The 12,272-nt window shown below is 59.8% G+C and carries 10 protein-coding genes and 1 pseudogene; 7 read left to right on the forward strand and 4 right to left on the reverse strand.

The genetic code is table 11. From position 1 onward, the window contains the following. Positions 1 to 128: 128 nt before the first annotated feature. Together XH81_RS03445 and XH81_RS03450 are read right to left on the reverse strand one after the other, a co-directional pair. On the reverse strand, positions 129 to 1,331 hold the full coding sequence (locus XH81_RS03445; RefSeq protein ID WP_271595769.1) for a pyridoxal phosphate-dependent aminotransferase: 1,203 nt from the start codon (positions 1,329 to 1,331) through the stop codon (positions 129 to 131). Beyond that, positions 1,324 to 2,127 carry an SDR family oxidoreductase gene (locus XH81_RS03450; RefSeq protein WP_271595770.1) on the reverse strand — a complete coding sequence of 268 codons (804 nt, stop codon included), beginning with the start codon at positions 2,125 to 2,127 and terminating at the stop codon, positions 1,324 to 1,326. Before XH81_RS03450 ends, XH81_RS03445 begins: the two co-directional genes overlap by 8 nt. A gap of 239 nt (positions 2,128 to 2,366) precedes the next feature. Here XH81_RS03450 and XH81_RS03455 point away from each other — a divergent pair, with 239 nt between their 5' ends. After that, entirely contained in the window at positions 2,367 to 3,059 is a 693-nt protein-coding gene (locus XH81_RS03455; protein ID WP_271595771.1) for an SDR family NAD(P)-dependent oxidoreductase, read from the forward strand. A 327-nt stretch (positions 3,060 to 3,386) separates the two neighbouring features. Here XH81_RS03455 and XH81_RS03460 read toward each other — a convergent pair whose 3' ends face one another. Further along, entirely contained in the window at positions 3,387 to 4,430 is a 1,044-nt protein-coding gene (locus XH81_RS03460; protein ID WP_271595772.1) for a nucleotidyltransferase domain-containing protein, read from the reverse strand. 398 nt (positions 4,431 to 4,828) lie between these two features. On the opposite strand from XH81_RS03460, the gene XH81_RS03465 reads away from it, so the two are divergent. The 6 genes and pseudogenes from XH81_RS03465 to XH81_RS03480 all read left to right on the forward strand — a co-directional run bounded on the left by XH81_RS03465 (position 4,829) and on the right by XH81_RS03480 (position 8,918). Beyond that, the gene (locus XH81_RS03465; protein ID WP_271595773.1) at positions 4,829 to 5,098 is read left to right on the forward strand and encodes an excisionase family DNA-binding protein; all 270 of its coding nucleotides are present in this window, start codon (positions 4,829 to 4,831) and stop codon (positions 5,096 to 5,098) included. A gap of 241 nt (positions 5,099 to 5,339) precedes the next feature. After that, positions 5,340 to 6,569, forward strand: a complete 1,230-nt coding sequence (locus tag XH81_RS03470) for a diaminopropionate ammonia-lyase (RefSeq protein WP_271595774.1) — start codon at positions 5,340 to 5,342, stop codon at positions 6,567 to 6,569. A gap of 344 nt (positions 6,570 to 6,913) precedes the next feature. Beyond that, positions 6,914 to 7,216 (forward strand): annotated as a pseudogene (locus XH81_RS38660) (hypothetical protein); the annotation flags it as partial. Positions 7,217 to 7,266: 50 nt separating this feature from the next. After that, on the forward strand, positions 7,267 to 7,581 hold the full coding sequence (locus tag XH81_RS03475; RefSeq protein WP_271595775.1) for a hypothetical protein: 315 nt from the start codon (positions 7,267 to 7,269) through the stop codon (positions 7,579 to 7,581). Positions 7,582 to 7,621: 40 nt separating this feature from the next. Further along, positions 7,622 to 8,257 (forward strand): short-chain fatty acyl-CoA regulator family protein, encoded by a 636-nt coding sequence (locus tag XH81_RS38665; protein WP_442868182.1) that lies wholly within the window; start codon positions 7,622 to 7,624, stop codon positions 8,255 to 8,257. Positions 8,258 to 8,291: 34 nt separating this feature from the next. After that, a complete protein-coding gene (locus tag XH81_RS03480) occupies positions 8,292 to 8,918 on the forward strand; it encodes a LysE family translocator (RefSeq protein WP_271595776.1) in 627 nt (208 codons plus the stop codon). Between the two features lie 695 nt (positions 8,919 to 9,613). Here the strand turns inward: XH81_RS03480 and XH81_RS03485 are convergent. Next, a complete protein-coding gene (locus XH81_RS03485; protein WP_271595777.1) occupies positions 9,614 to 10,837 on the reverse strand; it encodes a DUF418 domain-containing protein in 1,224 nt (407 codons plus the stop codon). Between the last annotated feature and the right edge of the window lie 1,435 nt (positions 10,838 to 12,272).

The following is a 12,272-nucleotide window of genomic DNA, read 5'->3' on the forward strand; positions in this document are numbered from 1 at the left end:
ATCTTCGTTTAGGGGCATCAGGATGGATTATGACAATTGGTTCGGCATACTGCTCCGATCTTGGCCGATGAATGCCGCGTGATGCATCTTTCGCACTGCACCAGGCGAGCCGCCATCCCGATGCGCGGTCAGCGCAGGCCTTCGCAAAAACTGGCGATGCGTCGGCAGCCCTCCTTGAGTGATTCGGTATCGGTCGCGTACGAAATCCGGAAGTACGGGCTCATGCCATAGGCGCTGCCCGGGACAGCCGCGACATGATGTTCTTCCAGCAGAGCCGCAATGAAGTCGGCATCGGTATCCAGCCGTCGGCCGGCCTTCGTGGTCTTGCCGATGCAGCCCGCGATGTTCGGAAACACGTAGAAGGCGCCTTGCGGCTTGTGGCAGGTGATACCCGAAATCTGATTGAGCAGCTTGACCACCAGATCGCGCCGGTCGCGATAGATGTCAGCGCGCTCCTTCAGGTAGTCCTGCGGTCCGTCCAGGACCGCGACGGCCGCCGCCTGGCTCACCGTGCAGATTCCACCGGTCGCCTGACCGTGGACGTTGTTCATCGCCTCAATCAGGTCCTTGGGACCGCCACAATAGCCGACCCGCCAGCCGGTCATGGCGTAGGCCTTGGACGCGCCGTTCACTGTCACGACGCGATTCTTCAGCTTCGGCTCGACCTCTGCGATGGTGCAGAACTCGAAACCATCATAGGTGAGATGCTCATAGATGTCGTCGGTGAGAATCCAGACATCGGGGTGCTTCAGCATGACGTCGGCGATCGCGCGCATCTCTTGGCGCGTGCAGGCAGCCCCGGTCGGGTTGTTGGGAAAATTCAGGATCAACCACTTCGTTTTAGGCGTGATGGCCGTCTCCAGATCCGCGGGGCGGAGCTTGAACTGGTTGTTCTCCGGGCAAGGCACCGCGATGGGCGTCCCCTCCGCAAGGAGAACGATGTCGGCATAGGTGATCCAGCCCGGTGCGGGAATGACGACCTCGTCGCCGGGATTGCAGGTCGCAAACAGCGCGTTGAAGATGATCTGCTTGCCGCCATTGGCGATCAGGATCTCGTCGAGGCCGTAGTCGAGATTGTTCTCGCGTTTGAACTTGCGCTGGACCGCGGTACGCAGCGCGACGGTTCCCGGCTGCGCCGGATACTTGGTATCGCCTGCGAGGGCGGCCCGATGTGCGGCCTCGATCGCGTGCGGCGGCGTCGGAAAATCGGGCTCGCCGGATGACAGACCAACGATCTTGACGCCGGCGTCCCGGAGCTCGCGCGCCTTGTCCGTCATCGCCGCCGAGGCCGACACCTTCACAGTCTTGAGGCGGGTTGCGAGTTCAGGCATTGTCTGCTCCACTTCTCATCTCTTTCAAACGTGCGGCCTCGGATCGGCTCGCAAATCGCAATTCGCCGACGACCTGGAACGTGGGTACGACCTCGATCGTCGCGACGTTCATCCGCGCCGGCGATCCGACCGCGAACGCAATGGCATCGGCGATGTCTTCGGATTGAAGTGTTTCGAACGCCCCGACGAAGCGGGCATCCGGATTGTCGGCAGCGTTCTGGTTCTGGAAGATGCTCGTCGCCACACGCCCGGGTGAGACTTCGGTGACACGAACGCTGGTGCCGTAGAGATCGACGCGCAATTGCTGCGACAGCGAATGAACGCCGGCCTTCGTCGCGTGATAGGCCACGGATGAGTTGAATGTCGTGGCGTTCTCGCCGAATGCATAGTGGCCGGCGATCGACGAGACATTGACAACGTGGCCGCGGTTGCGCCGCGCCATACTGGGTGCGATCAGCTGCGTCAGGTGCAGGACCGCCCGCAGATTGACGTCGACCAGCGTGTCGATATCGTCAGGCGCGGTATCCAGGATGGTGCCGCGCCGCGACTGGCCGGCATTGTTCACGAGAACATCGAATTCAGCCGAACTCGCAAGGCGCTTCAAAGCGTCGAGATGGTTCACGTCAACCGCGCATGCGTGACATCCGGTCTCAGCTGATAGGCTGGCCAGCCTGCGAACGTCGCGCGCCAGTGCGTGAACCTCAAGCCCCTCGGCGCGGAGGCGACGAACCGTTGCAGCCCCGATACCGGAGGACGCGCCCGTCACCAACGCCGTTCGGTAGTCCGAAAATCCCATTCGCAAGGCTCGCTTGCCGTCAGCCAGAGCGGCGGAAAGCTACGTGCAGGGATTGGCACCCGCATACAGCGGATTTGTTCTGCCCTCATAAGGACATCCAATATCCCCCAGCCGAAAGTCGTCCGGCGTGCGAGCCATAAGCACAACCGATGCAGGCAGAGTGAATTTCTCTTACTCGTCGCCGCGCGCATCCGCCTACATTTTGCGATGCGCTTCGCTCACCCATGGGAGACGGACTAGTGTTGGAAGTCGGCAATCGGATCGTCATGGTCTCCGGGGCTTCGCGCGGCATCGGACGCGCCGTCGTCGACCGGCTGCTAGAGTCGGGCTTTCGCGTATCGGCGGGGCTTCGCGATCCGAGCCGCCTCGTCGAGAGCGAGAGGCTCATGACGCACTACTATGACGCCGAAGACGTCAAGAGCCCGATCTCCTGGGTCAACGCAACGGTCGCGCGGTGGGGCGGCGTCGATGCTATGGTCAACGCGGCCGGCATCAATCCGAAGGTCCGTGTCTCTGATGAGGGCGAGAACGAGCTGGATGAGATGTGGCGCGTGAACGTCAAGGGTCCCTTGCGCCTCGTGAGAGCCACCCTCCCCCATCTGGCCGTGTGCGGTCATGGCCGGGTCGTCAATCTGGGATCGCTAGCTGGCAAGCGCGTCGGAAGCAACGTTGGTTACGCGATGACCAAGTTCGCCGTCGTTGCACTCACCCACGGCATTCGCCGCGAAGGACGCGCGGCGGGAATTCGGGCGACGGTCGTCTGCCCGGGTTACGTTGCGACGGACATGACGCTGAACGACGACGAGATCCCGCGCCACGAGATGAGCCAGCCGGGCGACATCGCACGGTTGGTGGAAACTGCGCTCATGATGCCGAACAATGCGTCGGTCTCCGAGATGCTCGTGCACTGCCAGTTCGAACCGATGCTATAGGCCCGGCCGGAACGGTTATCATATGGCAGAGGTTGACCCGAACGGCAACCCAAGAACTGCCGCGCTGCATTTCGTCTTCGTTTAACTTTCCGCCACCTCAACGCAGCGGATGCGCAGATCTATCTTGTGCCCGCACCGGCCGGTCCCACGTGCTTGAAGCTCGCTCGTACGTTCGCAGATCGGATGCGGCCCACTTCCGGGGCCTGCCCACCAAAAATCTGCCGGCATCATCATCACGGGCATGCAATGAGCAGCAGCATGCATGAGCATCATGGTGCTGCTGATGATGGGCGGGATATACCGGTACCATTGCTGCCGAACTGGCTGCTAGGCTCGCGCAAAATTATCTTTCTTGGCGAACAGAGGCGCCGCGCTGTCGAGCACCTCTTTCGGAAGCATCCTCAATTGCTCTGCGTCGAACGGGAGGTGAGTGAGATAGTTCGCCACCAGAGCGCCTACGGCTCCAGCCTGCGCTGCATCTCGTTGGCGTTTTAGCGCCTCCCTGTCCGGCCGACGGGACAGCCATAGTTTACGGGCGGCCCAAACCCGCGGGTCGGGAGCCACGATACGCACCGGTTCGCCTTTTTCGTCGATGGCCACCGCCTCGAACGCGGGGGCATTCTGCAGCCAATCGAGGCCTTCGATCTGCACAGCGGCTAGATCTTCCGGGTCTAGGCCGATCTTGTCTGGAGCCTTCTTCCAAGGTGGGCTCCGCATTGGCTTGATCACATCGACGAGATAGCCATCCCGGTTTACGGCACGGAACGTCTGCTTGGCACGTTCGAAGCTGGTATCCACTCGCTTGAGTATCTTCATGAGCGATGATTCAGAGACGTCGTCGTCCGCGACGAACGTAAGGCCGCCGCGTGCGTCGAACAGCAGATCGAGGTCTTCCGTCGTAGCCAAGCCTGGATCGAGTCTGACGCCGGAAGAGGCCTCGTAACCGTAGATCGCGTTCGTCCCAAGAATCCGAATGCCGGAACCCAGAATTCCGAAGCCGTCGAGCGCGCGCATGATCCGCGCTCCCAGCAACGGCACGCGGCCCAAGCCGAGCGCACGATTGACCGCGGCTTGCCGTTCCAGGGTATCGCGCAAATTCTTCACCCTGTCTTCTGCAGCAGCACGTTTCGCTTCGAAGTCCGCCTTCATCTTTTCAGTTTCGGGGGAACGCGCGCCCAGCGAGGCCTGCTTCCGGACGCCTGCGTTGTTGTAGTAGCTGCGGACGAGGTACTGGCGGCCTTTCGACTCCGCCCAAGTCAGGGAACCCCGATGAGCATTGTAGGCCTCCTTTGCGTCCCGTAGGGCCTGGAACCGTTGCTGACTATTGATCACCTCTCGGCGCTGGTCATTGTTAAGCTCTTGAAAATCCATGGTTTCGACGACCCTAACTGATTTTTGACCCCACTGTTGAAACTGTATTTATCCTTAAATATCAATAGTTTCAACAGTTCAATCGAAAGTTCAGGCCAGGTGTTGAAACAGCAACCCGTCGGCCCCCTTGGGAGACAGATATTTCTTTCGTTTATGCGCTTATTGCGTCTGGTTCGAATGGTGCTTTCATACCGCCCATCGAGAATCACACCGTGCCAGCCTATGCCCAGGAGCTAGGGGTTGACCGGCTGCCTCCGCCAGCGAGAAGGTGGCCGCCAACCAGCTTCGTCAGATGCTGGGGTCCCATGCTCATGGCGGCGTAAAGCTGCGTTTGCTCCAGGACGAGCACAAGAAGCCTACTGAGATCACCCTGCCCCCCGAGCCTATCGTGCCTGCTGATGGAATTGTTGCGGCAAATCGTGCGTGGCGATGCGGTGTCGCTTGTGCCCGTGCATGAGATGCTGACGACGCAGCAGGCAGCGGATAACCTGAATGTTTCGCGTCCGTTCCTGATCTCACTTCTGGAACGAGGTGACATGAATTACAGAATGGTGGGCCGTCATCGCAGGATCAGGGCAGAAGACCTGTTTGCCTATAAACGCGTGCGGGACAAGAAACGCAGCAAGGCTCTTTCCGACCTCGCCGAACTGGACGCCGAGAACATGTAGAGCTTGTTTGCAAATCGATTTACTGCACTTGGCCGCCTGCACTTGCGAGCACAGGAAGCCGCGGAGCTGCAGGAGACAGTTGACCTGCTGAGCCCGTACGTCGAAGCTCTCCAGGGCTAGTGCGAGTATCGGCACTACGGCCAGACCCGGTAGCAGCAGCGCATCATGCTGCCGGGCATCGGCATTTCCGAGTGGACGACCTGAAGGCAGATATGGTGCGAGCAAGCAAGAAAGTCGAACCATGTTGCTTCTCAATCAGCACAATGAACACGGCACCTCCCTGGCTTCATCGGATGCAGAAATATTGAGCGTCGAAGCCGCTCGCGAAGTGGAGCGGTTTCTACGCCATCGCGCTGGCCACAAAGAGACTCCACTCGTCTCTCTGCCGGGCCTTGCTCGTGAGATCGGCGTGGCCTCGATCCACATAAAAGACGAGGGCCATCGGCTCGGGCTTGGCAGTTTCAAAGCCTTGGGTGGATCCTATGCCGTGATCCGGCTGGTCTTGGAGGAAGCAACTCGGCGGCTCGGCCGAGCTGTTGACGTCTCTGAGCTTCAGACACCTGACGTGATGGCCGTGGCTCGGGAGATGACGGTATCCTGCGCCACCGATGGAAATCATGGCAGGTCCGTCGCGCAAGGCGCCCGACTCGTTGGCGCGAAATGTGCCATATTCGTTCACTCCGGGGTCAGCGATGAACGTATCGACGCAATCGCCCGTTTTGGTGCGCAGATGATCCGGGTCAACGGCAACTATGACGACTCGGTCGTAGAAGCATCCCGAGTTGGCGCAGAAAAGGGTTGGATCACGGTCTCTGATACGTCCTGGCAGGGCTATGAGCGTATCCCCGGATTTGTAATGCAGGGATATACCGCACTCTTGAGTGAAGCACTGCGACAGCTCGCCAAAATCCCGACCCATGTCTTGGTCCAGGCCGGGGTTGGCGGAATCGCCGCAGCGGTAGCGGGACATCTTTCGGTTCTATTCGGCAACAACCGTCCGTTCTTTACGGTTGTCGATCCCTCGCGTGCAGCGTGCCTCTTCGAGAGCGCTCGAGCTGGCCGTCTGGTCAAGGTGCCTCATGAGCGGCCGACGGTGATGGCGATGCTCGAGTGCTATGAACCTTCGCTCGTCGCTTGGCGCATCCTGTCGCGTGCAGCGGACGCCTTCATGACTGTCGACGAGGAGGACGCAATAAATGTTATGAAGCGCCTTGCAAACCCCAGAGATGGAGACCCCGCTATTGTTGCAGGAGAAAGTGGCGGTGTTGGTCTTGCAGGGTTGCTGAGGGTTGCTTCTGACCGCACATTGCGTGGCAGGATTGGCCTTGGACAAGATGCACGGGTATTCTTAGTTAATACCGAGGGCGCGACCGATCCCAGCCTCTACGAGGAGCTGGTTGGTGCGCCCCCAGCGCAAGTGGCGGCCGAAACTGACCGGACCAAATACAGGTCAACAGACCTTATGTCTTAAGCAATCTGACAAGCTCACCGCGCGCTTAGAGTTCGTCGCGAACGCCGTCCAGATATGCTTGCCGTCCGGCGCTCAGCCTCTCCCACCTCAGGCGCTGCAATTGCGCTAAAACCCGCTTTGTCTCTCAAGTCCCGGTCTTCGCCCAAGCGTTTTCGATCATGTTGGCGGCACGTTGCCGGCATTGTGAAATAGCTCAAGTAGCGCCTCCGACCTGAATCACCCTGAAGGCCTGAAACGCCCATCAGTTCCGCGAAAGGACATGCGGGTGCACAAGCTTATTTTGAGATCTTTGCTGGCGACCGACTGCGGCGGCGGCGTGAACTGCGCGGGACACCCAAGCCGAACTCGCGGACGCTCTTGGAATTTCGGCTGGCGATCTGAGCCAAATGGAAGGAGATCAAAGGCCGATCACGCGCAAGCTACTAATGCGACTCAGCCGTCTGCTCGGTATTGGATCGAATTATATCGCGGCTGACGATGACTTGCGTCTCGCGAGCGAATTGCGCGAAACCGCCAGCGACCCGCTGGTCGGATTTGCCATCTCGGCCGACGAGGCGAGCGCAGAAGTCCGAGTCGCTCCAGAGATTGCGCCGCGCTTGCGCTCGAGTAGAGCATCGTTCGCTGCAAACGCGCGTGGCACAGAATGATACGGGTGCCGCGAGCCGCTTCCCTATGATGAGGTCCGGAATTGGGTTGGATGGAAGCGAATTATTTCGATGCGCTTGATCATGCCGCCCAAAGACTCGCTGAGAGACGAAACTTCCATCCCGAGAACCATAGTGGAGACTTCATCAAGTTTCTGCGCGACGCGTATGGGATCCGCAAGGCGCAAGCTCCAGAGGATCTTGACAAGGGCATGATCTGGCGCCTTGATAACAACGCTAAGACTCTTTTTTCTATCCGGAGATGCCCGCGTAGAAACCGACTGTTCTGGATCGCTCACGTCATCGGCCTCCTGGAACGGCGAGAGAGCATCGGAGCGGCAGACCAGACAGGTACGATTAAGCAATGAGGAAGCCGCACCGCTAGTACGTTCGCTCTCGCCAACTGCTATGCCGGCGCACTGGTCATGCCGTACGAAGCCTTCCTCAGCACCGCGCGCCGGGCGCGGTACGACTCGAACGACTTCAACGACGCTTCGGAACGAGCCTCGAACAGCTCTTCCACCGCTTGAGCACACTTCAACGTCGGAACTCTCCGGGAATTCCGAGTATTTTTTTGAAGACCGACATCGCCGGAATGTGCTGAAGCGTAGCAGCGCCACGCGCTTTCGGTTCGCCGTTTTCGGAGGCCCCTGCCCCGTCTGGAACGTGCACCGATCGTTTTCGCATCATGGCCGCATCCTGGTCCAGTTGGCCGCCACGCCGGAGAGCCTGCGAACGCAAATATTTGTCATCACTCGGCGCTACCAGCGATCGGACACCCGCTTGACGTCAGTACAATCGAAAGAGGTCGTCCCGTATCAAATCAACACCAAATTCCGCGGACCAGCGGCAGCAGATGACGACGCAAGAGCAACAACGGCGGCTTCGGCAATCGGTTGCGCGTGGACGTGGACGAGTGTATCTGTAGTCAAGTTGAGGGCTAGCGTACGACAGGCTAACCGCATCCAAGAGCCCGCCGGCCTTGCAGGAGCAAGGAGGCCCAGGAATCTAGACGTGGGCCTTCTTTGTCCCACCCAGGCCTGAGCCGGGGTGCTCCGGACCGCAACAAGAGACAGCCATGTTCGGATACCAGACTTTCCTCCTATTCTTGGCAGCGGCGCTGCTTGTGGCGATCACGCCAGGACCGGGTATTTTCTATATCGTCGCGCGAACACTTGCCGGCGGCAGGGGCGAAGGTTTGGCGTCGAGCGTTGGTCTGGGTCTCGGTGGGCTTGTGCACGTACTGGCTGGCGCGGTCGGTCTCTCCGCTCTCGTCATGGCGAGCGCGGAGGCTTTCACTTTGCTGAAGATCACGGGAGGCCTGTATCTCGTCTGGCTGGGAATCAAAACATGGCGCGAAGCGCGTATCGTCGAACCGACCGACGTGCAGACAACCGGAGCGCGTCGAGCCTTCCGTGAGGGCATCGTCGTTGAGGCGCTCAACCCCAAGACAGCCGCTTTCTTTCTCGCATTCATCCCGCAGTTCGTCGATCCATCGGCGAACGTTGCCACTCAATTCATCACTTTGGGCCTCATCTCCGTCGCACTTAATACGGGCGTAGATCTAATTGTTACCTATTGGGCCGCGAAAGCGAGAGCTGGATTTGCAAAGCGACCGTCGTTCATTGTCAAAACGCGACAGGCGTCGGGTGCTGTCATGTGCGGCCTGGGAGCGACGTTGCTGTTGGCTCGTCGCACAAGTTAGCCTTCCAGGCTCGCAAATCGCCGCCGCGTTTCAGCATCGGGACGCTCCGTGCTCCGCTCACCAATAGGGAGACCGTGGGAAACGTGCCGGTGTTCGAATCATAACGGTCTTCTGGAGCAAGCTCCGAAAGCAGCCTTGTTGTGTCCGTGAGTTGGGACAATAGATCTTGTACCCCGCTCCAGTTAAGGCGGATCTCCTCTTTCACCAAATGGCCCAGCCTTGCGTACAGGGCGAGGGGCAAGCCATCAAGATCAAAACGAGTTGCCGGGCCTCGGCAGCGTGTGCGTTTAGGAACGTGGGCGCGACGTACTTCAGCAATTCGAGGCGACACTATCAGGCCTCGAAATCCCGGGAATTTGCGTTCTGTCGTATTGAGACTTGCACCCCGTTGCTGGTCCCCGCGCCATTCTCGTCCGGTCCGTCATCCGATCGCTTCGTGCCACGAGGTCGCTGGAGAGGCGGCACAGCGCCTAAAGAGCAGGAGAGGAGCCGGCGCGATATCGCCGGCCGAGATCCGTCACCGAAACCATGGTGCAATGTCCGGTTTCCCGTCGACAGCCGATATCGCGACGCCTCGTTTCTGCTCAGCTTGGGGCCAAAACTAGCCTCACGCGCTGGCGCGGCTTCCGCTTGAAGCAGAACGAGCTTTGGTATCTAGGGACCGCATCAATCCGGTGTGGTCGCGCGCAGGATGGCTAAATGACCTTTGCCCGCATCGGCTGCGGTACCCCATACATGCAAGAGCGCCAGAGCCACTCGATAGGACCGAACCGATAGCGGCCCAGCCACCACGCGCTGAACACCACCTGCGCGACATACACGAAAATGCCGATCGCCAGTGTCGCGGCCACGTCGAGCCGGCCAAATTGGCCTAGACCATAGCCGTAGAAGATCCAGCCGCAGATCACAGATTGCGCGAGATAGTTGGTGAGCGCCATGCGGCCAAGCGGCGCGGCCCAGCCCAGCATCCTCCACCCGCCCGAGAGGTTCACAGCGGCGATGACTGCGGCCGCATAACCCAGGGCCAACACGACCGCTCCCAGCTGTTCGACCGAAAAATGCGCGCGCCCGAGCGACGGCCAATCGAAGAGCTCCTGTCCTGCTGCCGCGAGACTCAATCCGGCGCCGAGAAGAATGCCAAAGGTTGCGACGACGAACAGCAGTCGCCGGCTCGCCGAAGCCCAACGCAAAACCCCGCTGCGCCACGCGAAGGCGCCGACCAGGAACAGCGCGACAGTGGGCGGCAAGGCCATGACCTGCAGCGGAAGAATCACCGTCACCTCGCGAATCCGGAACGCGAGCACATCGAAAAATCCGCCCGTGCCGTAGGCACGCGTCGCGTCCGCGGCAAGAGCGGCCATCCCGGCCGCATCCGGCAGCGGCACGATCGGCGGTAGCACCGGCATGGTCACGTAGAGCCCCAGGAGCAGCAGGGCTGCACCCGCCATGAGCCACCGCGCGCCGCCGAGGAAGGGCAGCACCACGAAGCCCGCCAGCGCATAATGGACGAGAATGTCGCCGCTCCAGATCAGATGGAGATGCACCAAGCCAATCCCCAGCAACACCACCAGCCTGCGCAAGAGCAAGATCATGCGCCGTGGATTGCCGGCAAGCCGCTCGAATTGGATGGCGAGGCCGACGCCGAACAGCAGCGACAACAGCGCAATCGCCTTGGAGTCGACGGCGACCGTCAGCACGGCCGCCACCGCCCGGTCCAGCGGCCCCGCCGGCTCCGCGTTCGGCAAGTACGACGCGAAGATGGAGACCCGAAATATGGTCACGATGTTCATGGCCAGCACGCCGAGCAGGGCCAAGCCCCGCAGGGCGTCAATCGCGTCGAGTCGCTCCGACGGGCTCACAGGCTTTGCAAGCGTGTCACTCGCCGGCGCGGTTCGCGAGGCGATGCTTCCGCCGGTCATTGCAGGACTCTCCCATTTCCGATGGAGAGATTTAGAATGACGCCTCGTGCCGCATCAAACTACCTGAATTGGGGGCTGACTCGAACCGCGACAAATTGATTACTGCCAATGCGCGACGCAAGATTTTCTCTCACAAAAACTCCAGTTGGCATACGAGCGCGAATGGCGGTTGTTGGGTCCGCGCGACCGTCTTGAAATAGCCGGCGAAAGACTTGTGTCCGAATTATATCTGGGTTCTCGCATTGCACGACCTCATAAGAGGAGGATTTGGCGGCACTTGCACCTATCGGTGTCCCCATATTCGAAATGAATATTACTGACTATTTGCATGAATGGGTCGAGGCACGCATCTAAAGGAGTAGCCTGGACTCCCAACGTAGAGAACGCGTGTCGTCTCAATGCAAGTCAGAAGCAAAGCAACGACCGCTTCGGGTCAAAGCGGCCCCTATCTGCACCATGAAATGCAGGCGCGACACCCATTGCAGAGCCCGCGCAGACACCACGGCGAGATGCGGGTCACAAGCAGCGGTCGAAGTGAGCACGGCTTCGCGTCCGGCTCCCGCCGATAGTACGATGGTCTCAGCCTTGTTCGGCTAATCGCCGGGTTTACTCGCCTTCACTCCTCTCAGGGCAGTGATCTGCTGTCGATCAGGACGATGGTCTCAAAGATCGACCCGCCGTTATCTCGGACCCTGACTGAAAGTCGACCTTTCCGGCGCCGAGCGAGGAACTCTCGCGCAGCCTCGCCGAGCGATAGGCAAGCTTCGTGTTCGGCTTGGGGATATCCCGGAGCTCGGTCCCTTCACCGTCTTCGTGAATGGAGCAGCTTTCGTGATGATCGAAGTAGAACTTTTCATGATCGGCATCAAAGACCGCAATCGACGTTCCTAACGCTCCTATTGAATACCGCGGCTTTAACCTGGATCGGATTTGTTCCGCGGCGTCCGTCCACTTCTCTTAAGGGTGCCAACGGATGTGCGCGGCATTGATCAGCATTGCGGCCGCGACCAAAAGAGCCGCCGAGCCCGCGAAGAAATGCAGAATAGCCACCTCGGCAGATTCTCCACAGGAGTTCCCGCGCTCCCGCGGAACCAGGAGCGTTGCCAACAGCAGCAGCACGGTGGGTAAAAGGAGGGTACCGGAACTGATTTCGATGGGTCTGCGGCTTATGATTCATCGTAGCCGATAAGTCCGACGGACGCATTCAACGATAACTTATCCGCTTTCCTCAGGGACTGCATCGACGAGATTGGCGGATGTCGGCAACGGGTGTTGGCCGTGTGAGAACGCGAAGACGCTTGAGCGCGATAGAAGAAGTTATTCGTCCGAGCCCGTTCTGGGCTCAAGCTCGCAGCGCCTTCAACTTTGACGACGAACTGAAGAATGTAATTTTAGTCGTGTTTCGATCCTTCGCGGATTCACACAGCCAGCGTCA

The sequence above is a fragment of the Bradyrhizobium sp. CCBAU 25360 genome, from assembly GCF_028128695.1.
Classification (GTDB): domain Bacteria; phylum Pseudomonadota; class Alphaproteobacteria; order Rhizobiales; family Xanthobacteraceae; genus Bradyrhizobium; species Bradyrhizobium ottawaense.

Coding starts and splice junctions, on each gene's coding strand:
- XH81_RS03480 (WP_271595776.1), top strand. CDS start 8,292: ATGTTCGGATACCAGACTTTCCTCCTATTCTTGGCAGCGGCGCTGCTT.
- XH81_RS38665 (WP_442868182.1), top strand. CDS start 7,622: ATGCCGGCGCACTGGTCATGCCGTACGAAGCCTTCCTCAGCACCGCGC.
- XH81_RS03445 (WP_271595769.1), bottom strand. CDS start 1,331: ATGCCTGAACTCGCAACCCGCCTCAAGACTGTGAAGGTGTCGGCCTCG.
- XH81_RS03460 (WP_271595772.1), bottom strand. CDS start 4,430: ATGGATTTTCAAGAGCTTAACAATGACCAGCGCCGAGAGGTGATCAAT.
- XH81_RS03470 (WP_271595774.1), top strand. CDS start 5,340: ATGTTGCTTCTCAATCAGCACAATGAACACGGCACCTCCCTGGCTTCA.
- XH81_RS03475 (WP_271595775.1), top strand. CDS start 7,267: ATGGAAGCGAATTATTTCGATGCGCTTGATCATGCCGCCCAAAGACTC.
- XH81_RS03465 (WP_271595773.1), top strand. CDS start 4,829: ATGGAATTGTTGCGGCAAATCGTGCGTGGCGATGCGGTGTCGCTTGTG.
- XH81_RS03450 (WP_271595770.1), bottom strand. CDS start 2,127: ATGGGATTTTCGGACTACCGAACGGCGTTGGTGACGGGCGCGTCCTCC.
- XH81_RS03485 (WP_271595777.1), bottom strand. CDS start 10,837: ATGACCGGCGGAAGCATCGCCTCGCGAACCGCGCCGGCGAGTGACACG.